This is a genomic window from Enterobacter cloacae complex sp. SYL003 (assembly GCF_049236925.1).
In the GTDB taxonomy this organism is placed as follows: Bacteria; Pseudomonadota; Gammaproteobacteria; order Enterobacterales; family Enterobacteriaceae; genus Enterobacter; species Enterobacter intestinihominis.
In genome coordinates, this window is the sequence record NZ_JBMKJK010000013.1 from 63608 (window position 1) to 86948 (window position 23341).

Here is a 23341-nt window from a genome sequence, read left to right on the forward strand (position 1 = left end):
AAGCCAGCGGTTTCAGTGAGTCTAAAACAATGAAAAAATTAACTATTGGCTTAATTGGCAATCCTAATTCCGGCAAGACAACCTTATTTAATCAGTTAACCGGCGCACGCCAGCGTGTGGGAAATTGGGCAGGCGTAACGGTTGAACGCAAAGAAGGCCAGTTCACAACGACAGATAATCAGGTCACGCTGGTTGATTTACCGGGGACCTATTCACTCACAACAATTTCATCTCAGACCTCTCTCGATGAGCAAATTGCCTGCCACTATATTCTGAGCGGCGACGCGGATCTGCTCATCAATGTGGTGGATGCCTCCAATCTCGAACGAAATCTTTACCTCACGCTACAGCTGCTGGAGCTGGGGATCCCCTGCATCGTAGCGCTTAACATGCTCGACATCGCCGAGAAGCAAAAGCTGCGCATCGACGTCGACGCCCTCTCCGCCCGTCTGGGCTGCCCGGTGGTTCCGCTGGTTTCTACCCGCGCGCGCGGCATTGACGCCCTGAAGCTGGCAATTGACCGCCACACGGGCAATGCCGACGTCGAACTGGTGCACTACGCCCAGCCGCTGCTGCGCGAGGCCGGGCAGCTGGCGCAGGAGATGGACAACGCCATGCCCACCAGACAGCGCCTGTGGCTTGGCCTGCAAATGCTGGAAGGCGATATCTACAGCCGCGCCTACGCAGGCGATGCGGCGGATAAACTGAGCGTTGCACAGGCTCGCTTGAGCGACGAGCTCGACGACCCGGCCCTGCACATTGCGGATGCGCGCTATCAGGCCATCGCCGCTATCTGTGACGTGGTCAGCAATGCATTAACCGCTGAACCCAGCCGCTTCACCGCCGCCGTGGATAAGATTGTGCTCAACCGCTTCCTCGGTTTGCCAATCTTTTTACTGGTGATGTACGTAATGTTCCTGCTCGCTATAAACATCGGCGGTGCATTACAACCCATCTTTGATGGCGGCTCTGTCGCTATCTTCGTGCACGGTATTCAGTGGCTGGGCTACACCCTCCACTTCCCGGAATGGTTGACCATCTTCCTTGCGCAGGGGATCGGCGGCGGGATCAACACCGTCCTGCCGCTGGTGCCGCAGATCGGCATGATGTACCTGTTCCTCTCCTTCCTTGAGGATTCCGGTTACATGGCACGCGCCGCCTTCGTGATGGACCGCCTGATGCAGGCGCTGGGGCTGCCGGGGAAATCCTTTGTGCCGCTGATTGTCGGTTTTGGCTGTAACGTGCCGTCAGTCATGGGCGCGCGTACGCTGGACGCACCGCGCGAACGCCTGATGACCATCATGATGGCGCCGTTCATGTCCTGCGGCGCACGTCTGGCGATCTTCGCGGTCTTTGCCGCGGCGTTCTTTGGTCAGGAAGGGGCGCTGGCCGTCTTCTCCCTGTATGTGCTGGGTATCGTGATGGCTATTCTCACCGGCCTGATGCTGAAGCACACCATCATGCGTGGCGAAGCGTCGCCGTTCGTGATGGAACTGCCGGTTTATCACGTTCCGCACCTGAAAAGCCTGATTATTCAAACATGGCAGCGCCTGAAAGGCTTTGTTCTGCGCGCCGGTAAGGTGATTGTAGTGGTCAGCATTTTCCTGAGCGCCCTGAACAGCTTCACCCTGAGCGGCCAGGCAGCGGACAACATTAATGACTCTGCCCTTGCCTCCGTCAGCCGGATCATTACGCCGATCTTCAAACCGATTGGCGTACAGGAAGACAACTGGCAGGCAACCGTGGGCCTGTTCACCGGCGCGATGGCAAAAGAGGTGGTTGTCGGCACCCTGAACACGCTCTACACCGCGGAAAACATCCAGGAAGAGGAGTTCAACCCGGCAGAGTTCAGCCTCGGTGACGAACTTCTGGGTGCAGTAGAAGAGACCTGGCAGAGCCTGAAAGACACCTTCAGCCTGAGCGTGCTGGCGAACCCGATTGAAGCCAGCAAAGGCGACGGCGTAATGGCGACCGGAGCAATGGGCGTGATGGGCCAGAAATTTGGCAGCGCGTCGGCGGCCTACAGCTACCTGATCTTCGTCCTGCTCTATATTCCGTGCATCTCGGTCATGGGCGCCATTGCCCGTGAGTCCAGCCGCGGCTGGATGGGCTTCTCCATTCTGTGGGGGCTGAACATTGCCTACTCGCTGGCGACCGTGTTTTATCAGGCCGTCAATTACAGCCAGCATCCGCGCTACAGCCTGGTCTGTATCCTCGCGGTGATCCTGTTTAACGTGATGGTGATTGGCCTGCTGCGCCGGGCGCGTAGCCGCGTTGACGTTAACCTGCTGGCAACGCGCAAAACCCCAACGACCTGCTGTAGTAGCCCTGCGGGCGACTGTCACTGAGGGGAAAAAAGATGGCATCGTTGATTCAGGTCCGTGACTTACTGGCGTTACAGGGACGAATGGAGGCGAAGCAGCTCAGCCTCAGCCTGCATACGCCGCAGCCGATGATCGATGCCATGCTGGAAAGGCTGGAGGCGATGGGGAAAGCCGTGCGCATTCAGGAAGAGCCGGACAGTTGTCTGTCCGGCAGTTGTAAAAGTTGTCCGGAAGGTAAAGCCTGCCTCAGGGAGTGGTGGACGCTTCGCTGATAAAATTGGACAGCGCCGAACAAAACTCAGCAGGATGAGAGATGAACGGCGCATGTGCCGCTTTGGCAACCACCATTGATTCACTCTCCAGCCACAGCGCATCCAGCAGCGGAACCACCTTGCGCGGAACCAGCCCATCCAGATAGCCATAAATACGCAGATGCGGCACCGTCAGTGACGCCAGCGGCTCACGCAGATCGGCCGTTTTCAGGATCTCCAGTCCACCGTTCAGCACCTCAACCTCCGGCATCGGCAGGGAAAGCACCGTCTGCTTCAGCATCCGCGCGTCCTGACGGGCGGTTTCAGTTCCCATCGTCTGCAACGCCAGGAAACGCTCCACCGTCCGCTGAAAATCTTCGCTCAACTGGTGCTGGAACCCGGCCAGCACCTCGGGTTTGATGCCCGGCCACGCCTCGCGGGCGCTGAAACAGGGTGATGAGGCAACGGTGATCAGCGCCTGCACCCGCTCAGGATGGCGCAGCGCAATCTGGCTTGCCACCAGCCCGCCCAGGCTCCAGCCGAGCCAGACGGCTTTTTGCGGCGCCGCTTCCAGAACCTGCTCCGCCATGTCCTCGAGCGTCATCGCGCCGTAGCCGTGGCTACGGCCATACCCCGGCAGATCCACCAGGTGTACCGTAAATTGCGAGGCCAGTTCCTCACTTATGCAACGCCACACTTCGGCGTTCAGTCCCCATCCGTGCAGCAGCACAAGATGACAATTTCCCGTCCCAACGGTCTGCCACCACAGCGTCTTCATCAGTTAACGTTCTCTTTTTTCACATGGAGGTTGCGTATGCTAACAGTGCCCGGCTTGTGCTGGCTATGCCGAATGCCACTTGCGCTGAGCGCGTGGGGCGTCTGTTCCGTTTGCACGGGAGCGCTGGGTTACCTGAAGGGCTGTCCGCAATGCGGCTTGCCTGCCGTAAGCCAGACGCTCCCCTGTGGTCGATGCCTGAAAAAAGCGCCGCCGTGGAGCGCGCTGGTGGCGGTGGATGATTACGTTTTGCCGCTGAGTCGTCTGGTTCATCAGTTTAAGTTTTCCAGCCAGTTCGCGCTGGCGCAGCCACTGGCACGCCTGTTATTACTGGCGGTATTGCAGGCGCGAAGAACGCGTGGGCTACCGTCGGTCGACACGCTCGTGAACGTGCCACTCTTTCAGCGTCGGCACTGGCGGCGGGGATACAATCAGAGCGACCTGCTGTGCCGTCCGCTCGCCCGCTGGCTGGGTTGCCGGTACCCCGCCTCTGCGCTGAAACGTATTCATGCCACTGCCGTTCAGCACCGGCTCAACGCCCGGTCGCGCAAAAGAAACCTGAAAAACGCCTTTCGCCTTGAATTGCCGGTCAACGGTCTCCATATCGCGATTGTGGATGATGTCGTCACCACGGGCAGTACCGTGGCTGAACTTTCCCGACTGCTTTTGCAAAGCGGCGCCGCGTCAGTTCAGGTATGGTGTCTGTGCCGTACCTTGTAGCCCTTCTTCAATGGGCGTATGATTATACCCAGGTAATTTAGTCAACTATTAGGCCAAAGCTATGATCCGTATTTCCGATTCTGCACAAGCGCACTTTGCCAAACTGCTGGCAAATCAGGAAGAAGGGACGCAGATCCGCGTGTTTGTGATCAATCCAGGCACTCCGAATGCAGAATGTGGTGTCTCTTATTGTCCTCCGGATGCTGTGGAAGCAACTGACACTGCCCTTAAATTTGAACAGCTCACCGCATACGTTGATGAGCTGAGCGCGCCGTATCTTGAAGATGCGGAGATTGATTTCGTCACCGACCAGTTGGGTTCTCAGCTGACGCTGAAGGCGCCAAACGCGAAGATGCGTAAAGTCTCTGACGATGCCCCGCTGATGGAGCGTGTGGAATATCTGCTGCAATCGCAGATCAACCCGCAGCTGGCCGGCCACGGTGGACGTGTTTCCCTGATGGAAATCACCGAAGATGGTCTGGCGATCCTGCAATTCGGCGGCGGCTGTAACGGCTGCTCCATGGTCGATGTAACCCTGAAAGAAGGGATCGAGAAGCAGCTGCTGAACGAATTCCCGGAACTGAAAGGCGTGCGCGATCTGACCGAACACCAGCGCGGCGAGCACTCTTACTACTAATTCAGTGCCCGTCTGTATTGCCCGGTGGCGCTGCGCTTACCGGGCCTGCTTTTTCTTGCCTCCCCCTCTATATGTTGACCTGCGTCTCATAATTCAAATTTTGCCTCCCTGGGTGATTCTCAATCACGTCATGTTACCCGTATCATTCCCATGGGCACTCAACACCCTTATAACAGCCGACTAAACTTATCGTTTTCGCAGGCATCAGTATGAGTGCCGTTAATACTCTGTTCCCAGTTGGGACAACCGGAATTTGTCGTTGAAACAATGACGTTACCCATAACAATTCAAAGGCCAGGTCAATCATGCCATTAGTCATCGTCGCTATCGGTGTTGTGTTATTACTGCTCTTGATGATCCGCTTCAAAATGAACGGATTTATCGCTCTGGTTCTGGTGGCACTTGCAGTCGGTCTGATGCAGGGAATGCCGCTGGTTAAAGTTATCAGCTCCATAAAAGCCGGTGTCGGCGGTACGCTCGGCAGCCTGGCGCTGATCATGGGCTTCGGCGCCATGCTCGGTAAAATGCTCGCGGACTGCGGTGGCGCGCAGCGTATTGCCACTACCCTTATCGATAAATTTGGCAAGCAGCACATCCAGTGGGCGGTGGTGTTAACCGGTTTTACCGTCGGTTTCGCACTGTTCTATGAAGTGGGCTTCGTCCTGATGCTGCCGCTGGTGTTCACCATCGCCGCTGCCGCCAACATCCCGCTGCTGTTCGTGGGCGTGCCGATGGCTGCGGCGCTGTCCGTCACCCACGGCTTCCTGCCGCCGCATCCGGGTCCAACGGCTATCGCCACCATCTTCCATGCCGACATGGGTAAAACCCTGCTGTTCGGTACGATTCTGGCGATCCCAACGGTTATCCTGGCCGGTCCTGTTTATGCGCGCTTCCTGAAAGGCATTGATAAGCCCATCCCGGAAGGCCTGTACAGCGCCAAAACCTTCACAGATGCAGAGATGCCTGGCTTTGGCGTCAGCGTCTGGACCTCTCTGGTGCCGGTGATCCTGATGGCAATGCGTGCCGTAGCAGAGATGGTTCTGCCGAAAGGTCACGCGTTCCTGTCCGTTGCGGAGTTCCTGGGCGACCCGGTGATGGCAACGCTGATTGCGGTCCTGATCGCCATGTTCACCTTCGGTCTTAACCGTGGTCGTTCCATGGATCAGATCAACGACACGCTGACCTCTTCCATCAAAATCATTGCTATGATGCTGCTGATCATCGGCGGTGGCGGCGCGTTTAAGCAGGTGCTGGTCGACAGCGGCGTGGATAAATACATTGCTGCCATGATGCATGAAACCAACGTATCGCCGCTCCTGATGGCATGGTCTATTGCCGCGGTGCTGCGTATCGCGCTGGGCTCTGCAACCGTTGCGGCGATTACCGCGGGTGGTATCGTTGCGCCGCTGATTGCGACCACGGGCGTAAGCCCTGAGCTGATGGTTATCGCGGTCGGTTCGGGCAGCGTGATTTTCTCCCACGTGAACGATCCGGGCTTCTGGCTGTTCAAGGAGTACTTCAACCTGACCATCGGTGAAACCATCAAGTCCTGGTCCGCGCTGGAGACCATTATTTCGGTGTGTGGCCTGGTCGGGGTGCTGCTGTTGAATATGGTGGTCTGATGCCCTAAGTCGGGTGGCGGCTACGCCTTACCCGACCTACATGAGCACGACCTGATAATAAAAAACCCGCCACTGGCGGGTTTTTAATTATTTCTTCGCGGCTGCTTTTCGCCGTTTATCCAAATCCTTAATCAGCCTGTTCACCCCGTCATCGGCGAACATCGCTTCAAGCGTAGTGGACAGCTTGCGACGCCAGTTTTTGTACTGATAGCTGGTACCGGGTATGTTTACCGGCTCCGCCATATCAATCCAGTCTTCCGGTTGCAGACCGAGCAACGCGCTGTTGCTGTCGGCAATATAGCGCTGTAAGCCACGTTTAAGCGTTGGCGTCATCGACATCAGCGACGCCTTATGCCCGGCGCGCTTCGGCAGACAGCCATGCTTATGCAGCGCATCCAGCAGCCCCTGTTTCGCCAGCTCGCGATCCTGATACAACCCACGCAGAACCTCTTCATCCGGGTAGAGACCCAGCGTTTTGCCGAGCGTCAGGTCGCCGCTTTCCCAGTAGCCTCTGAGCGTAGGAAGATCATGCGTCGTCGCGACTGCCATTGACTGTTCAGGGTACGCTTTCGGCGCGCGGAAGGTTTTCTCATGGTCGTTTTCAAAATAGAGCACTTTGTAGGAGTAAACCCCGCTGTCGCGGAGCTTGCTGACAATCTCAACCGGCACGGTACCGAGATCTTCGCCAATCACCATGCACTGATGACGTTTACTCTCCAGCGCGAGGATTGAGAGCAGATCGTCCACCGGATACTGCACGTACGCCCCGTGATCGGCCGTTTCACCGTACGGGATCCACCACAGACGCAGCACGGACATCACATGGTCGATACGCAACGCGCCGCAGTTCTGCATGTTAGCGCGCAGCAGATCGATAAACGGCTCGTAGGCACGCGCCGCCATCACGTGTGGATCCATCGGCGGCAAGCCCCAGTTCTGACCAAGCGGGCCCAGAATATCCGGCGGCGCACCGACGGAGGCTTTCAGACAGTAAAGTTCACGGTCACACCAGGTCTCCGCCCCACCTTCCGCCACGCCGACGGCCAGATCGCGATACAGACCGATCGGCATGTTATAGCCCTGGCTCACCTGCCAGCAGGCAGCAAACTGGCTGTACGCCAGCCACTGCAACCAGAGATAGAAATCCACCTCGTCGGCATGCGTCTCACAGAACGCCTTCACTTCCGGGGTATCCACGGACTGATACGCTTCCGGCCACACCGGCCAGCCCCAGCGCATCTCATCCTCCTGGACCTGATACGCATGCAGCGCATCAAACGCCGCCTGCCAGTAAAGGCTCTCGCCTTCCTGCATCACAAACTGGCGGAAGGCTGCCATCTGCTCGTCGTCACGCTTCGCAAAGCCCTTCCAGGCCAGACGCAGCGCCGCCATTTTCAGCGCGGTCACGGAGGCATAATCGACCCAGTCCGCATCGCGGGCCTGTTTCAGCATCTGTTGGGTGGTGTCCAGCTTCCACCACGCCTGCGCCTCTTTGCTGTTTTTGAAATCGTCTAACGCGTTAACGTCGATGTAGATCACGTTCAGCCAGCGGCGGGAAGACGGGCTGTACGGGCTCGCGCTTTCCGGATTCGCCGGATAGAGGGCGTGGATCGGGTTGAGGCCGATAAATGCCCCGCCGCGCTCACCAACAGATGCCAGCATCTTTTTCAGGTCGCCAAAATCGCCAATGCCCCAGTTGCTGTCTGAACGCAAGGTGTAAAGCTGCACACAGGCGCCCCACAGCTTTTTGCCTTCGAGTAGCGCCTGCGGCTCATAGCAGCGCTTCGGCGCGACGATCACCCGACAGTGGAAGCGGCTGTCATTCTGGGTGAGCGTCAGGCTGTGATAGCCCTCCGGCAGCTTCGCCGGAAGGGTGAGGGTTTTGCCGCCGGTGGCATGGCCTTTATGCTGATGCCCCTCTTCGGTGGTGAGCAGCCAGCTGAACTCGCCGCGTCCTTCCACCGCCAGCGGCATCTTTTTGCCCGCGGTAAAGACCTTCACGTTCGGCACCGGCGCTCCCGACGCTTTCGCGTCGGTTTTGTGCATGGCATCCAGCAAACGTCTTTTGGTGTCCGCACCAATAGACTGCGGTTTGCCGTGCGCATTGATGTAACTGAGGCTAATTCCCGCCGCCTGCGCGGCACTGTCCAGACGTTTACTCTCCATCGCGCTTCCTTAGCGTTTTGCCTGCCAGATACGAGCCTGATAATCACGGATTGAGCGGTCAGAGCTGAACATACCGCAGCGCGCGGTGTTCAGGATACATGCGCGAGTCCAGGCATCCTGGTCACGGTACAGCACGTCGACCTGCTTCTGCGCTTCAACGTAAGCGGTAAAGTCCGCCATTACCAGGTACGGGTCGCCGCCCTGTTTGTCCATGCTGTGCAGCATCTGGTCAAACGCGTGCTTGTCGCCGTCGCTGTACTTCCCGCTTTCCAGCTCTTTCAACACCGCATCCAGCACTTTGTCTTTTTTACGCCATTTCACCGGGTCGTACCCTTTGGCTTTGATGGCTTTCACTTCTTCAACAGTATGGCCGAAGATAAAGATGTTCTCTTCACCGACCTTCTCGGCAATTTCGACGTTCGCACCGTCCAGCGTGCCGACGGTCAGCGCGCCGTTCAGGGCCAGCTTCATGTTGCCGGTGCCGGACGCTTCTTTACCGGCGGTAGAGATCTGCTCGGAAATATCCGCCGCCGGGATCAGCATTTCAGCCGCAGAGACGCAGTAGTCCGGCAGGAACACCACCTTCAGCTTGTCGCCCACTTTCGGATCGTTGTTGACCGCCGCCGCCACTTTATTAATGGCAAGGATAATGTTTTTCGCCAGGTAGTAGCCCGGCGCCGCTTTCGCACCGAACAGGAACACGCGCGGGACGCGGTCGGCCTGAGGGTTCTCGCGGATCTCTTTGTACAGCGCCAGAATGTGCAGCAGGTTCAGGTGCTGACGTTTGTACTCGTGCAGGCGTTTGATCTGGATATCGAAAATCGCATTTGGGTTAATTTCAATTCCGGTACGCATTTTCACGAACTCGGCCAGACGTACCTTGTTCTCCAGCTTAATGGCGCGGTACTGCTCGCGGAACTTCGCGTCGTCAGCGTATTTTTCCAGGTTGATGAGCTGGTCCAGATCGTTGGCCCACTCTTTCTTCAGGGTCTTGTCCAGCAGACCGGCCAGCAGCGGGTTGCACTGTTTGATCCAGCGACGCGGCGTAATGCCGTTGGTCACGTTGTGGAATTTGGTCGGCCACAGCTGGTGGTATTCCGGGAAGAGGTCTTTCACCACCAGATCCGAGTGCAGCGCGGCCACGCCGTTCACCGCAAAGCCGCTTACCACGCACATGTTTGCCATGCGCACCTGTTTGTTGTGTACCACGGCCAGCTTCGCCCAGACGGCTTTGTCGCCCGGCCAGGTTTTCTCCACCAGCACGTTAAACTGGTCGTTAATTTTATTGATGATCTGCATATGGCGCGGCAGCAGCGTTTTCACCAGCTTCTCATCCCAGCACTCCAGCGCTTCCGGCATCAGGGTGTGGTTGGTGTAGGCGAAGGTGCGGCTGGTGATGGCCCAGGCGTCGTCCCAGCTCAGCTGATGCTCGTCGATCAGCACGCGCAGAAGTTCCGGGATGGCAATGGTTGGGTGCGTGTCGTTGAGCTGAATAACTTCGAAGTCCGGCAGCTGCGCCAGCTTGCGGCCCGCCAGGTGGTGGCGGCGCAGAATGTCCGCCACGGAACAGGCGCACTGGAAGTATTGCTGCATCAGGCGCAGCTTTTTACCCGCCAGATGGTTGTCGTTCGGGTAGAGCACTTTGGTCAGCTTCTCGGCGTCGATACCCTGCTGCTCGGCGCGCAGGAAATCACCGTCATTGAATTTAGTCAGGTTAAATGGATGCGCGTGCTTCGCCTGCCACAGACGCAGCGGCTGCGCCACGCCGTTACGGTAGCCGAGCACCGGCAGATCCCAGGCTTCACCGGTAATGGTGAACGCTGGTTCCCAGAGCCCCTGCTTCGTGACTTTCCCGCCAATCCCGACCTGCACATCCAGCTGTGCGTTGTGGCGGAACCACGGGTAAGTATTACGATGCCAGTCGTCCGGCGCTTCCATCTGGTGGCCGTCAGCGAACGACTGGCGGAACAGACCGTACTGGTAGTTCAGACCATAGCCAATGGCCGACTGGCCCACGGTTGCCATGGAATCCAGGAAGCAGGCTGCCAGACGTCCCAGACCGCCGTTACCCAGCGCCGGATCAATCTCTTCTTCCAGCAGATCGGTCAGGTTGATGTCGTGTTCTTTCAGCACGTCGCCGACGTCCTGATACCAGCCAAGGTTCAGCAGATTGTTACCCGTCAGACGGCCAATCAGGAACTCCATCGAAATGTAGTTGACGTGACGCTGGCCTTTCACAGGCTTCGTCGCGGGCTGAGCGTCCAGCTGCTCTGCGAGCGCCCCGCTCACCGCCTGCCACCACTGGTGAGGCGTCATCTCGTTTGCAGCATGAAGGCCAAAACGCTGCCACTGACGCGTCAGGGCAGCCTGGAATTGAGCTTTGTTGAAAGTAGGCTGTGACATAGGGAATCGGCATCCTGTAGAGAGAAAACACATTTGGCGCTAGTGTGCCTGGCTCATTGCGCCTCTTCCTCCTCCTGTCGGGGATTAGGCAGGGAGGAGTAGCGGGGATGAGCATAAAAGTGTGATCGAGGCCACTGTGTAAGTGTGCGCTTCGCTGAAAAAGCGATCCCGGAAGAGCGTCAAAGAAATGAAATGCAGTTTCGGAGGAAATTAATCATCGCTGAAATGATTACTTACGTAGAATAATATTTCTCACGTACAGCGGCTTTCCAGCAACACTATTAAGCCAGAGCAACTTTCCCCAAAGTTAATTAACTTCACCGTCATTATCTCTTTCTGAAACCAGTTTCAGCGCAACCGCGCGCCATGCAGACAAGCCAGTAACAGCGCGGCATCCAGCCATTTATGAAAAGTTCCACCAATGATGAGAATGTTTTGTGACAGAGTGCAAATTCAGAGCCTCCAAACCCAGACATAACTTGCAATAGTTCCTCTATTGGCCGAACTTATAGATATTAATTACGAAGCGCAAAAAAAATAAATTCTCTCGTTCCCCACAGTGAAGTGAAAACTATGTTGATTCCGTCCAAATTAAGTCGCCCGGTTCGTCTTGACCATACTGTGGTCCGCGAGCGCCTGCTGGCTAAACTTTCCGGTGCGCATAATTTCCGACTGGCGCTGGTTACGAGTCCTGCGGGTTATGGAAAAACAACGCTCATTTCGCAATGGGCGGCAGGTAAAAGCGATCTTGGCTGGTACTCCCTGGATGAAGGTGATAACCAGCAGGAGCGTTTTGCCAGCTATTTAATTGCCGCGATTCAGCAGGCAACCAACGGACACTGCGTCACCAGCGAGGTGATGGTGCAAAAGCGCCAGTACGCCAGCCTGTCCTCTCTGTTCTCCCAGCTGTTTATCGAACTGGCCGAATGGCATCGCCCGCTGTATGTGGTGATTGATGATTATCATCTGATCACCAACCCGGTTATTCACGAGTCGATGCGGTTCTTCCTGCGCCATCAGCCGGAAAACCTGACGCTGGTCGTCCTGTCGCGCAACCTTCCGCAGCTGGGCATTGCCAACCTGCGGGTGCGCGATCAGCTACTGGAAATTGGCAGTCAGCAGCTGGCCTTTACCCATCAGGAAGCGAAACAGTTCTTTGACTGCCGTCTGACTTCTCCGATTGAGGCGTCGGAAAGCAGCCGCCTGTGTGATGACGTTGCAGGCTGGGCCACGGCGCTTCAGCTGATTGCCCTTTCCGCGCGGCAAAACAATAGCCCAACGCACCAGTCCGCGCGCCGCCTGGCGGGCATCAACGCCAGCCACCTGTCGGATTATCTGGTGGATGAGGTACTCAACAGCGTAGACCTCACTACCCGCCATTTCCTGCTGAAAAGCTCCCTGCTACGTTCGATGAACGATGCGCTGATTGTGCGCGTCACCGGTATTGAAAACGGGCAGCTTCAGCTCGAAGAGATTGAACGTCAGGGTTTGTTCCTGACGCGAATGGACGATCCCGGCGAATGGTTTAGCTACCATCCGCTGTTTGGCAGCTTCCTGCGCCAGCGTTGCCAGTGGGAGATGGCCGCAGAGCTGCCAGAAATTCACCGCGCCGCCGCCGAAAGCTGGATGGCGCAAGGTTTCCCGAGCGAGGCTATCCACCATGCGCTGGCCGCCGGAGATGCCGGTATGCTGCGCGATATTCTGCTCAACCACGCGTGGGGACTGTTCAACCACAGCGAACTGACGCTGCTGGAAGAGTCGTTAAAAGCGCTGCCGTGGGAGAGCCTGCTGGAGAATCCGCGTCTGGTGCTACTCCAGGCCTGGCTGATGCAGAGCCAGCATCGCTACAGCGAAGTGAACACCCTGCTGGCGCGCGCCGAGCAGGAGATGGAAAGCGAGATGGATGCCACCCTGCACGGCGAATTTAACGCCTTGCGTGCGCAGGTGGCGATTAACGACGGCGACCCGGAAGAAGCCGAACGGCTGGCGATGGTCGCGCTGGATGAGCTGCCGCTGGCGAATTTCTACAGCCGTATTGTGGCCACCTCGGTACACGGCGAAGTGCTGCACTGTAAGGGCGACCTCACGCGTTCGCTTTCGCTCATGCAGCAAACCGAACAGATGGCCCGCCGCCACGATGTCTGGCATTACGCCCTCTGGAGCCTGATCCAGCAAAGCGAGATTTTATTTGCTCAGGGGTTCCTGCAGGCCGCCTGGGAAAACCAGGAGAAAGCGTTCCAGCTGATCCGTGAACAGCATCTGGAACAGCTGCCAATGCACGAGTTCCTGTTGCGTATTCGCGCTCAGCTGCTCTGGGCATGGTCGCGTCTGGATGAAGCAGAAAGCTGCGCCCGCCAGGGCCTGAATGTGCTTTCGAGCTTCCAGCCGCAGCAGCAACTCCAGTGCCTGGCCCTGCTGGTGCAGTGCTCGCTGGCGCGAGGCGACCTGGATAATGCCCGCAACCACCTTAACCGCCTGGAAAACCTGCTTGGCAACGGACAGTACCATAGCGACTGGGTCTCCAACGCCGATAAGGTCCGGGTGATTTACTGGCAGATGACCGGCGATAAAAAGTCAGCCGCCAACTGGCTGCGTCACACGCCTAAACCAGAATTTGCCAATAACCACTTCCTGCAAAGCCAGTGGCGCAATATTGCCCGCGTGCAGATCCTGCTGGGTGACTTCGAGCCTGCCGAAATCGTGCTGGAAGAGTTAAACGAAAACGCCCGTAGCCTGCGCCTGATGAGCGATTTAAACCGCAACCTGCTGCTGTTAAACCAGCTTTACTGGCAGGCGGGACGTAAAAACGATGCCCAGCGCGTGCTGCTGGAAGCGTTGCAGCTGGCGAACCGCACCGGGTTTATCAGCCACTTTGTGATTGAGGGTGAAGTGATGGCCCAGCAGTTGCGCCAGCTGATTCAGCTCAACACGCTGCCGGAACTCGATCAGCATCGCGCCCAGCGCATTCTGCGCGAGATCAACCAGCACCATCGCCACAAGTTTGCGCACTTCGATGAGAACTTTGTTGAACGTCTGCTGAACCATCCGGAAGTACCGGAGCTTATCCGCACCAGCCCGCTCACACAGCGTGAATGGCAGGTGCTGGGGCTGATCTATTCAGGCTACAGCAACGAGCAGATAGCCGGTGAGCTGGCGGTGGCGGCAACCACCATCAAAACGCACATTCGCAATCTGTATCAAAAGCTGGGCGTGGCGCACCGTCAGGACGCGGTGCAGCATGCGCAGCAGTTGTTGAAGATGATGGGGTACGGAGTTTAGTTTTGTGCGGCCTGATGCCCTCACCCCGGCCCTCTCCCACAGGGAGAGGGAGAACAATTTGTAGGTCGGGTAAGCGCAGCGCCACCCGACACAACCGCTAGCACAACTCCAGCTGCAAATTGTTATCCTTAATCACCTGCAACACGCCCGCCGGCGGCATCTCGTCGGTGTAGACCGCATTCACCATGCTAATGCTGCCCATGTTGACCATCGCATTGCGGCCAAATTTCGAGTGATCCACCACCAGCATCACGTGGCGCGAGTTCTCAATAATCGCGCGCTTGGTGCGCACCTCGTGGTAATCAAACTCCAGCAGCGAGCCGTCGGTGTCGATGCCGCTGATCCCCAGAATGCCGAAATCGAGGCGAAACTGAGAGATAAAATCGAGCGTCGCTTCGCCGATAATGCCCCCGTCGCGGCTGCGCAGTTCGCCGCCCGCGAGGATGATGCGGAAATCGTCTTTCTGCATCAACGTGTTGGCCACGTTCAGGTTGTTGGTCACCACGCGGAGGTTCTCGTGATTCAGCAGCGCATGGGCGACCGCTTCCGGCGTGGTGCCGATATCAATAAACAGCGTCGCGCCGTTCGGGATCTGGCTCGCCACTTTACGGGCGATACGCTCTTTCTCTGCCGTTTGCGTCGCCTTACGATCATGCCATGAGGTGTTCACCGAGCTGGACGGCAGCGCCGCGCCGCCGTGATGGCGCAGAATACGGTTCTGATCGGCCAGGTCGTTGAGGTCACGACGGATGGTTTGCGGGCTGACGGCAAACTGCTCCACCAGCTCTTCAGTACTGACGTATCCCTGTTTTTTTACCAGTTCGATAATGGCGTCATGACGTTGTGTTTGTTTCATGAAATATCCCTGGGAATTATGTTCGTTTTCGCGCATGGAGCGTATCGGCCAGCGCCATCGCCAGCCCGACCGCCAGGCCGGTAACGTGCGCACCATTGGCGATAGACATACCAAACAGATCAAACCATCCGGCAATAAGCCATATTAACGCAAAGGTTATTAATCCACGTTGTAAATAGATGCCGCTTTCCGGGTCGCGCTCGCCTCTGAGCCAGGCGTAACCCATCAGGGCGTACACTACGCCGGATAAGCCGCCAAACCACGGACCGCTGAATTTATGCTGCACATAGCCGCTTAACAGGGCGCTGATAAGGGTGATCACAATCAACTTGCCGCTGCCGAGCCGCTTCTCCACTGCTCCGCCGAGATACCACCACCACAGCAGGTTAAAGAGGATATGCATCACCGAGAAGTGCATCAGCGCATGCGTGAAGTAGCGCCAGACGTCAAATTGCAGGGAGGGATCGTACGGCCATGCGAGGGCAATCATCACGCTCTGGTCGCCCACCACGCTCATAATAATGAAGACGATGATGCAGGCTGCCATCAAAAGCAGCGTAAACGGTCCTGCGCGCTCGCGGAGGGTGGCGAGAAACGGAAAACGTTGATAGTGCAGGCCACTGTCGGTCTGGCCGGATTGCCAGCTTGCTGCCAGATAACGCGGGTCGCCCGGGTTTTCCAGGAAACGCGCCAGCTCGGCGTTCACGCGCCCAGCCTGGCTTTCGTCTGCCAGCCAGACATCCGTCTGTGTATGCTGCTGAATAGTCAGGATAATGCCCTGCGTCGCCATATAGTCGACAAACGCCTGGGCGACGCGCGGGTTGCTAAAAGAGGTGATCATCAACATGGGCAGCGGTCGCTTATTTCCACACAAAAGGGGACAGTATAGCGGGATCAGCGCTCAAACGCGTATTCAACTTCTGCCGGGAAATGACGATGCCATGCATCGAAGCCGCCATCGACGCTGTATACCGCGTCGTAACCCTGCTGGAGCAGATACTGCGCCGCGCCTTTACTGCTGTTGCCGTGATAGCACATCACCATCACCGGCGTGTCGAAGTCGTTATCGCGCATAAACGCGCCCAGCGTGTCGTTGGTGAGATGGAACGCGCCCGGCGTGTGGCCCATCGCAAAGCTCTGCGGATCGCGGATATCCACCAGCACCGCGGTTTTCTGGTGCATCTTCTGATGGGCTTCTTCTACGTTAATACATTCAAACTGATCCATGGTGTTCTCATCTTATATTCAGGTGTGGTGCGGTTTTCCCCTCACCCTACCCTCTCCCGGAGGGAGAGGGAAACGGATCACCCTCTCCCCGTGGGAGAGGGCTGGGGTGAGGGCATCAGACCGCACCATTTTACCCCGTAGTGTACGTCCTGGCGGCGGGTAAACGCCATTATGTTATCCATATCACTCTAAATTGTTTTTTTGATGTTACCAAAAGCGCGTTCCTTTGCTATTATGAGCGATATCGAACATTTTTGAGCTTTAACGAAAGTGCATGAGGGTGTTATGGAAACCAAAGATCTGATTGTGATAGGCGGGGGCATCAACGGTGCCGGTATTGCGGTTGATGCCGCAGGACGCGGTTTATCCGTGCTGATGCTGGAAGCTAACGATCTCGCCTGCGCGACGTCGTCCGCCAGCTCCAAGCTGATCCACGGAGGCCTGCGCTACCTGGAACACTACGAATTCCGCCTGGTCAGCGAAGCGCTGGCCGAACGCGAAGTGCTGCTGAAAATGGCTCCGCATCTGGCGATCCCGATGCGCTTCCGCCTGCCCCACCGCCCGCACCTGCGTCCGGCGTGGATGATCCGCATCGGCCTGTTCATGTACGATCATCTGGGTAAACGCACCAGCCTGCCGGGTTCGACCGGTTTGCGTTTTGGCTCAGAATCGGTCCTTAAGCCTGAAATCGTGCGCGGTTTCGAATATTCCGACTGCTGGGTGGACGATGCGCGTCTGGTGCTGGCTAACGCGCAGATGGTCGAGAAGAAAGGCGGCAAGGTGAAAACCCGTACCCGCGCGATCGCCGCGCGCCGCGAAAACGGCCTGTGGATCGTGGAAGCGGAAGACGTGGATACCGGCGAGAAGTTTAGCTGGAAAGCGCGCGGCCTGGTGAACGCCACCGGCCCGTGGGTGAAACAGTTCTTCGACGACGGCATGCACCTGCCTTCACCGTACGGCATCCGCCTGATCAAGGGCAGCCACATTGTGGTGCCGCGTGTGCATACCCAGAAACAGGCTTATATCCTGCAAAACGAAGACAAGCGCATCGTGTTTGTGATCCCGTGGATGGACGAGTTCTCCATCATCGGCACCACCGACGTAGAGTACAAAGGTGATCCGAAAAACGTAGAGATCGACGAGAGTGAAGTCAGCTACCTGCTGAAAGTGTACAACGCGCACTTTAAGAAACAGCTGGCGCGCGATGACGTGGTCTGGACCTACTCCGGCGTGCGTCCGCTGTGTGATGACGAGTCTGACTCACCGCAGGCCATCACCCGTGACTATACGCTTGATATTCATGACGTAGACGGTCAGGCGCCGCTGCTGTCGGTGTTTGGCGGTAAGCTCACCACCTACCGTAAACTGGCGGAGCACGCGCTGGAGAAACTGGCGCCGTATTACAAAGGCATCGGCCCGGCGTGGACGAAAGGCGCCGTGCTGCCTGGCGGCGATATCGGCAATAACCGCGACGATTACGCCGCGAAGCTGCGTCGCCGCTTCCCGTTCATTACCGAAGGAATGGCGCGCCACTACGCCCGCACCTACGGCAGCAATACCGAACTGTTCCTCGGCGACGCAAAAGAGATTGCCGATCTGGGCGAGCATTTTGGCCATGAGCTGTACGAAGCGGAACTGCGCTACCTGGTGGAACACGAATGGGTGCGCCGTCTGGACGATGCCATCTGGCGTCGTACTAAAGAAGGGATGTGGCTGAATGCCGAGCAGCAGTCTCGCGTGGCGCAGTGGTTGCAACAACATGCGGGAAAGCGTGAATTGTCACTGGCGTCCTGAGGGTGACAAAAAATGCCCGGTGGCGCTGCGCTTACCGGGCCTACAGGATCGAGTAGGCCGGGTAAGGCGGAGCCGCCACCCGGCTTTGTTTTACAACCGCACCGGATCAATATGCCAGATATTCTCGGCATACTCTTTGATGGTCCTGTCTGACGAGAAGTATCCCATGTTGGCGATGTTATGCATCGCGGCGCTGGTCCACTTCTCCTGCTGACGGTACAGTTCGTCCACCTTATCCTGACAATCCACGTAGCTGCGGTAATCCGCCAGCACCTGATAGTGATCGCCAAAGTTAATCAGCGAGTCCACCAGGTCACGATAGCGCCCAGGCTCCTCAGGGTTAAACACCCCGGTGGCGATTTGCGTCAGCACCTGGCGTAACTCTTCATCCTCTTCATAATACTCACGCGGCGAGTAGCCCTGCTTGCGAAGCGCCTCTACCTCTTCCGCCGTATTCCCGAAGATAAAGATATTCTCCGCGCCCACATGCTCCAGCATTTCGACATTTGCGCCGTCCAGCGTGCCGATGGTCAGCGCGCCGTTCAGGGCAAACTTCATGTTGCTGGTGCCGGATGCTTCCGTCCCCGCCGTGGAAATCTGCTCTGAGAGATCCGCCGCCGGAATAATCAGCTGCGCCAGGCTTACGCTGTAGTTCGGGATAAACACCACTTTCAGCTTGTCACCAATGTCCGGATCCTGGTTCACTACCTTCGCCACATCGTTGATAAGATGAATGATGTGCTTCGCCATGTAGTACGCGGAGGCCGCCTTACCGGCAAAAATTTTCACGCGCGGCACCCACTCCGCCGTCGGGTCAGCCTTAATGCGGTTGTAGTGAGTGATGACGTGCAGGACGTTCATCAGCTGACGCTTGTACTCGTGGATACGTTTGATCTGCACGTCGAACAGCGCTTTCGGGTTCGCCACCACGTTGAGATGCATCGCCAGCCAGACTGACAGCCGTTTCTTGTTCAGCAGCTTGGCTTCCCGTACGGCTTTGTTCACCGTCGGAAAATCAATGTGCTGCTCAAGCTCGCTCAGCTGGCTCAAATCGGTGCGCCAGGTGCGGCCGATATTTTCGTCCAGCACGTCAGACAGCGGCTGGTTCGCCAGCGCCAGCCAGCGGCGCGGGGTGACGCCGTTGGTCACGTTGCAGAAACGCGTCGGGAAGATCTTCGCAAAGTCTGCAAACAGCGACTGCACCATCAGGTTCGAATGCAGCTCTGAAACCCCGTTAACCTTATGGCTGATCACCACCGCCAGCCAGGCCATGCGTACGCGGCGACCATTGGATTCATCAATGATCGAGGCGCGGCTCAGCAGGCCGGTATCGTTCGGGTACTGCTCCTGCAAGGTCTTGAGGAAGTAATCGTTGATCTCGAAGATGATTTGCAGGTGGCGCGGCAGAATTTTGCCGAGCATATCCACAGGCCACGTCTCCAGCGCTTCACTCATCAGCGTATGGTTGGTGTACGAGAACACCTGGCAGGTCACTTCAAACGCGTCATCCCAGCTGAACTTATGCTCGTCAATCAGCAGGCGCATCAGCTCAGGGATCGACAGCACCGGATGGGTATCGTTGAGGTGAATCGCGGTTTTTTCCGCCAGATTCGCATAGGTTTTGTGCAGCTGATAGTGACGGCTAAGGATATCCTGAATCGTTGCCGAGACGAGGAAATACTCCTGACGCAGACGCAGCTCGCGGCCCGAGTAGGTCGAGTCATCCGGATACAGGACGCGGGACACGTTCTCAGAGTGGTTTTTATCTTCCACCGCCGCGAAGTAGTCACCCTGATTGAATTTACCGAGGTTGATCTCGCTACTGGCCTGCGCGTTCCACAGGCGCAGCGTGTTGGTCGCATCGGTGTCGTAGCCGGGGATAATCTGGTCATAGGCCACGGCGAGGATCTCTTCGGTTTCCACCCAGCGGGATTTTTTCCCTTCCTGCTGAATACGCCCGCCAAAACGCACCTTGTAGCGCGTGTTGTGGCGCTTGAACTCCCACGGGTTACCGTACTCCAGCCAGTAGTCCGGCGACTCTTTCTGACGCCCATCAACGATGTTCTGCTTGAACATGCCGTAGTCGTAGCGAATACCGTACCCGCGTCCCGGCAGCGCCAGCGTCGCCAGTGAATCGAGGAAGCAGGCGGCAAGACGCCCGAGACCACCGTTACCCAGCCCCGGGTCGTTCTCTTCGTCAATCAGCTCTTCTAAGTCCAGCCCCATCTCTTCCAGTGCGTTTTTGACGTCGTCATAAATCCCGAGCGATAACAGCGCATTGGAGAGGGTGCGACCAATCAAAAACTCCATCGACAGGTAATACACCTGTCGCGTCTCCTGCGAGAGCTGGGCGCGGTTGGAGCGCAGCCAGCGTTCGACCATACGGTCACGCACCGCAAACAGCGTGGCGTTCAGCCACTCATGTTTGTTGGCAATAACGGGATCTTTCCCAATGGTAAACATCAGCTTATAGGCGATGGAGTGTTTCAACGCCTCAACGCTGAGCGTGGGGGAAGAGTAGCTAAATGGAGCATTCATATCAGTAACTTCGCCTCGTTACATCAAGCGTTGATAAAGGTCGCGGTAGGACTGCGCCGCAACGTGCCAGCCAAAGTCCATGGACATCGCCTGACGTTGTACGTAACGCCACAGGGATGGACGGGACCACAAGACGAAAGCACGCCGGATCGCCCGAAGTAGCGACCAGGCATTACTGTCCTCGAAAACAAACCCGCTGGCGATACCATCCGCCAGGTTTTCCAGGGAGCTGTCAGACACCGTATCCGCCAGCCCGCCCGTGCGGCGTACCAGCGGCAGCGTGCCGTATTTCAGACCATAGAGCTGCGTCAGGCCGCAGGGCTCGAAACGGCTCGGCACCAGAATCACGTCTGCGCCGCCCATGATGCGGTGCGAGAACGCTTCGTGATAGCCAATCTGCACGCCCACCTGCCCCGGATGTTCCGCCGCGGCCGCGAGGAAACCTTCCTGCAATACCGGGTCGCCCGCGCCGAGCAGCGCCAGCTGCCCACCCTGCTCCAGTAATCCCGGCAGCGCTTCCAGCACCAGATCCAGCCCTTTCTGGCTGGTCAGGCGGCTGACCACCGCAAACAGCGGTACCTTGTCGTTGACCTTCAGCCCCATCGCAATCTGTAGCTGACGCTTGTTCTCCGCTTTGTCCTCCACGGAGTCGCGACCATAGCGCGCTGCCAGCAGGAGGTCCGTTTCCGGATTCCAGATCTGTTCATCCACGCCGTTCAGAATGCCCGACAGACGACCTTCACGGTGGCGCTGTTGCAGTAGCCCTTCCATACCGTAACCGAACTCCGGCTGGGTAATTTCCCGCGCGTAGGTTGGGCTGACCGCCGTGATGTGGTCGGCGTAGTACAGACCGGCCTTCAGGAACGAAATCTGTCCGTTAAACTCCAGTCCGTGCATGTTAAAGAACGACCATGGCAGATCGATGTCATTCATATGATGCGCGTAATACATGCCCTGATACGCCAGGTTGTGCACCGTAAACACCGATTTCGCCGGGTGTCCTTTCGCCGCCAGATACGCAGGAGCCAGCCCCGCATGCCAGTCGTGCGCGTGCACCACGTTCGGACGCCAGAACGGATCCAGCCCGACGGCCATCTCCGCCCCCACCCAGCCGAGCAGGGCAAAGCGCAGCACGTTATCGGTATAGGCGTACAGGTTGGTATCGTGATACGGGCTGCCGGGTCGGTCGTATAAATGCGGCGCATCAATCAGGTAAATCCCTACGCCATTGTAATGTCCAAACAGCAGGGTGATACGTCCCGCGAAGGTCTCGCGGCGGGTAACAACCTTCGCATCGGGAATACCACGCCGGATATCCGGAAAAGCGGGTAACAACACGCGGGTATCCACCCCTCCGGCAATTTGCGCCGCCGGTAATGCACCAAGAACATCCGCCAGTCCGCCCGTTTTTAACAACGGGAACATCTCAGAACATACGTGTAAAACCTGCATCATCGCTCCTGTTTGATTTGCAGCTTCCGCAACATTTCCCGTGTTACTAACACGATCCCCTCTTCCGATCGGTAGAAACGACGTGCATCTTCTTCCGCGTTTTCCCCAATCACCATCCCTTCGGGAATGACGCAGGCACGGTCGATAACGCAGCGACGCAGACGACATGAGCGCCCTACCCAGACATCCGGCAGCAGGACTGCCGAATCGATATTACAGAATGAGTTTATACGCACGCGCGGGAACAGCACGGACTGCACCACCACCGAACCGGAGATAATGCACCCGCCAGAGACCAGCGAGTTCAGCGTCATACCGTGGCTGCCGGAGCGATCCTGGACGAACTTCGCCGGCGGCAGCGATTCCATATGGGTGCGAATCGGCCAGTTCTGGTCGTACATATCCAGTTCAGGCGTCACGGACGCCAGATCGAGGTTGGCTTTCCAGTAGGCTTCCAGCGTGCCGACGTCGCGCCAGTAAGGTTCCGCATTTGGATCGGACTGCACGCAGGACAATGGGAAAGGATGTGCATACGCCATGCCAGCTTTGGTAATTTTCGGGATGATGTCTTTACCGAAGTCGTGGCTGGAGTTTTCGTCTTTGTCGTCTTCTTCCAGCAGCTCATAAAGATAATCGGCATCAAAGACATAGATCCCCATGCTGGCGAGCGATTTGGTGTCGTCTCCCGGCATGGTTGGCGGATTCGCCGGTTTTTCGACAAAGTCGATAATCTTGTCGTCGCCATCTACATGCATCACGCCAAACGCAGTTGCTTCTGCAACAGGCACCGGCAGACACGCCACGGTGCAGCGCGCACCTTTTTCGACGTGGTCGATCAGCATGTGGGAGTAATCTTGCTTGTAGATGTGGTCCCCGGCGAGGATAACGATGTATTCCGCGTTGTAGCGGCGAATGATGTCGAGGTTCTGGGTCACGGCATCCGCCGTGCCGCGGTACCAGTTCTCCCCGTGAACGCGCTGCTGCGCCGGGAGCAGATCGACAAACTCGTTCATCTCTTCGCTGAAGAATGACCAGCCGCGCTGAATGTGCTGCACCAGAGTGTGCGACTGATACTGGGTAATGACGCCAATACGGCGAATGCCTGAGTTCAGGCAGTTGGAGAGTGCAAAATCGATAATACGGAACTTACCACCAAAGTGAACGGCCGGTTTGGCGCGCTTGATGGTCAAATCTTTCAGACGGGTACCACGCCCGCCCGCGAGGATCAGGGCAACTGTTTTTAATGGTAGCTGGCGCGCCAACATTAACGGATCGTTCTTCTCTAATCTAACCATGA

General features: G+C 57.3%; 16 protein-coding genes. 7 read left to right on the forward strand and 9 right to left on the reverse strand.

The genetic code is table 11. The features are described 5' to 3' along the window. Window positions 1-29: 29 nt before the first annotated feature. Together feoB and feoC are read left to right on the forward strand one after the other, a co-directional pair. On the forward strand, window positions 30-2348 hold the full coding sequence (gene feoB, locus ACOT1A_RS16870) for a Fe(2+) transporter permease subunit FeoB (protein WP_058677302.1): 2319 nt from the start codon (window positions 30-32) through the stop codon (window positions 2346-2348). Window positions 2349-2359: 11 nt separating this feature from the next. Then, a complete protein-coding gene (gene feoC, locus ACOT1A_RS16875; RefSeq protein ID WP_015571443.1) occupies window positions 2360-2596 on the forward strand; it encodes a [Fe-S]-dependent transcriptional repressor FeoC in 237 nt (78 codons plus the stop codon). Here feoC and bioH read toward each other — a convergent pair. Further along, a complete protein-coding gene (gene bioH, locus ACOT1A_RS16880; RefSeq protein ID WP_032626813.1) occupies window positions 2571-3353 on the reverse strand; it encodes a pimeloyl-ACP methyl ester esterase BioH in 783 nt (260 codons plus the stop codon). The two genes, feoC and bioH, sit on opposite strands and share 26 nt — an antisense overlap. Before the next feature lie 36 nt (window positions 3354-3389). Here bioH and gntX point away from each other — a divergent pair, with 36 nt between their 5' ends. The 3 genes from gntX (at window position 3390) to gntT (ending at window position 6329) form a co-directional block, all read left to right on the forward strand. Next, on the forward strand, window positions 3390-4070 hold the full coding sequence (gntX, locus tag ACOT1A_RS16885; protein ID WP_023298787.1) for a DNA utilization protein GntX: 681 nt from the start codon (window positions 3390-3392) through the stop codon (window positions 4068-4070). Window positions 4071-4131: 61 nt separating this feature from the next. Next, a complete protein-coding gene (nfuA, locus tag ACOT1A_RS16890; protein ID WP_003861601.1) occupies window positions 4132-4707 on the forward strand; it encodes a Fe-S biogenesis protein NfuA in 576 nt (191 codons plus the stop codon). 305 nt (window positions 4708-5012) lie between these two features. After that, window positions 5013-6329 (forward strand): gluconate transporter, encoded by a 1317-nt coding sequence (gntT, locus tag ACOT1A_RS16895; RefSeq protein ID WP_022649637.1) that lies wholly within the window; start codon window positions 5013-5015, stop codon window positions 6327-6329. Window positions 6330-6416: 87 nt separating this feature from the next. Here gntT and malQ read toward each other — a convergent pair whose 3' ends face one another. Both malQ and malP read right to left on the reverse strand, forming a co-directional pair. Continuing rightward, window positions 6417-8495, reverse strand: a complete 2079-nt coding sequence (malQ, locus tag ACOT1A_RS16900; protein ID WP_276170013.1) for a 4-alpha-glucanotransferase — start codon at window positions 8493-8495, stop codon at window positions 6417-6419. Between the two features lie 9 nt (window positions 8496-8504). Next, window positions 8505-10898 carry a maltodextrin phosphorylase gene (gene malP, locus ACOT1A_RS16905; protein WP_058645898.1) on the reverse strand — a complete coding sequence of 798 codons (2394 nt, stop codon included), beginning with the start codon at window positions 10896-10898 and terminating at the stop codon, window positions 8505-8507. A gap of 573 nt (window positions 10899-11471) precedes the next feature. Between malP and malT the strand changes: the two genes are divergently transcribed. Beyond that, window positions 11472-14177 (forward strand): HTH-type transcriptional regulator MalT, encoded by a 2706-nt coding sequence (gene malT / locus ACOT1A_RS16910; RefSeq protein WP_022649640.1) that lies wholly within the window; start codon window positions 11472-11474, stop codon window positions 14175-14177. A gap of 97 nt (window positions 14178-14274) precedes the next feature. Here malT and ACOT1A_RS16915 read toward each other — a convergent pair whose 3' ends face one another. From ACOT1A_RS16915 to glpE, 3 genes are read right to left on the reverse strand one after another with little or no spacing between them, the layout of a single operon-like run. Next, window positions 14275-15033, reverse strand: coding sequence for a DeoR/GlpR family transcriptional regulator (locus ACOT1A_RS16915; RefSeq protein ID WP_022649641.1), 759 nt, complete (start codon window positions 15031-15033; stop codon window positions 14275-14277). A gap of 16 nt (window positions 15034-15049) precedes the next feature. Next, window positions 15050-15880: a rhomboid family intramembrane serine protease GlpG gene (gene glpG / locus ACOT1A_RS16920; protein WP_022649642.1), complete on the reverse strand. Its 831-nt coding sequence runs from the start codon at window positions 15878-15880 to the stop codon at window positions 15050-15052. A 47-nt stretch (window positions 15881-15927) separates the two neighbouring features. After that, window positions 15928-16260, reverse strand: coding sequence for a thiosulfate sulfurtransferase GlpE (glpE, locus tag ACOT1A_RS16925; RefSeq protein WP_022649643.1), 333 nt, complete (start codon window positions 16258-16260; stop codon window positions 15928-15930). Window positions 16261-16545: 285 nt separating this feature from the next. On the opposite strand from glpE, the gene glpD reads away from it, so the two are divergent. Beyond that, window positions 16546-18054: a glycerol-3-phosphate dehydrogenase gene (gene glpD, locus ACOT1A_RS16930; RefSeq protein ID WP_276170012.1), complete on the forward strand. Its 1509-nt coding sequence runs from the start codon at window positions 16546-16548 to the stop codon at window positions 18052-18054. Window positions 18055-18144: 90 nt separating this feature from the next. On the opposite strand, the gene glgP is transcribed toward glpD, so the two are convergent. From glgP to glgC, 3 genes are read right to left on the reverse strand one after another with little or no spacing between them, the layout of a single operon-like run. Further along, the gene (gene glgP, locus ACOT1A_RS16935; protein WP_023307123.1) at window positions 18145-20592 is read right to left on the reverse strand and encodes a glycogen phosphorylase; all 2448 of its coding nucleotides are present in this window, start codon (window positions 20590-20592) and stop codon (window positions 18145-18147) included. Window positions 20593-20610: 18 nt separating this feature from the next. Then, on the reverse strand, window positions 20611-22044 hold the full coding sequence (glgA, locus tag ACOT1A_RS16940; protein ID WP_022649646.1) for a glycogen synthase GlgA: 1434 nt from the start codon (window positions 22042-22044) through the stop codon (window positions 20611-20613). Continuing rightward, entirely contained in the window at window positions 22044-23339 is a 1296-nt protein-coding gene (gene glgC, locus ACOT1A_RS16945; protein WP_003861582.1) for a glucose-1-phosphate adenylyltransferase, read from the reverse strand. Before glgC ends, glgA begins: the two co-directional genes overlap by 1 nt. Between the last annotated feature and the right edge of the window lie 2 nt (window positions 23340-23341).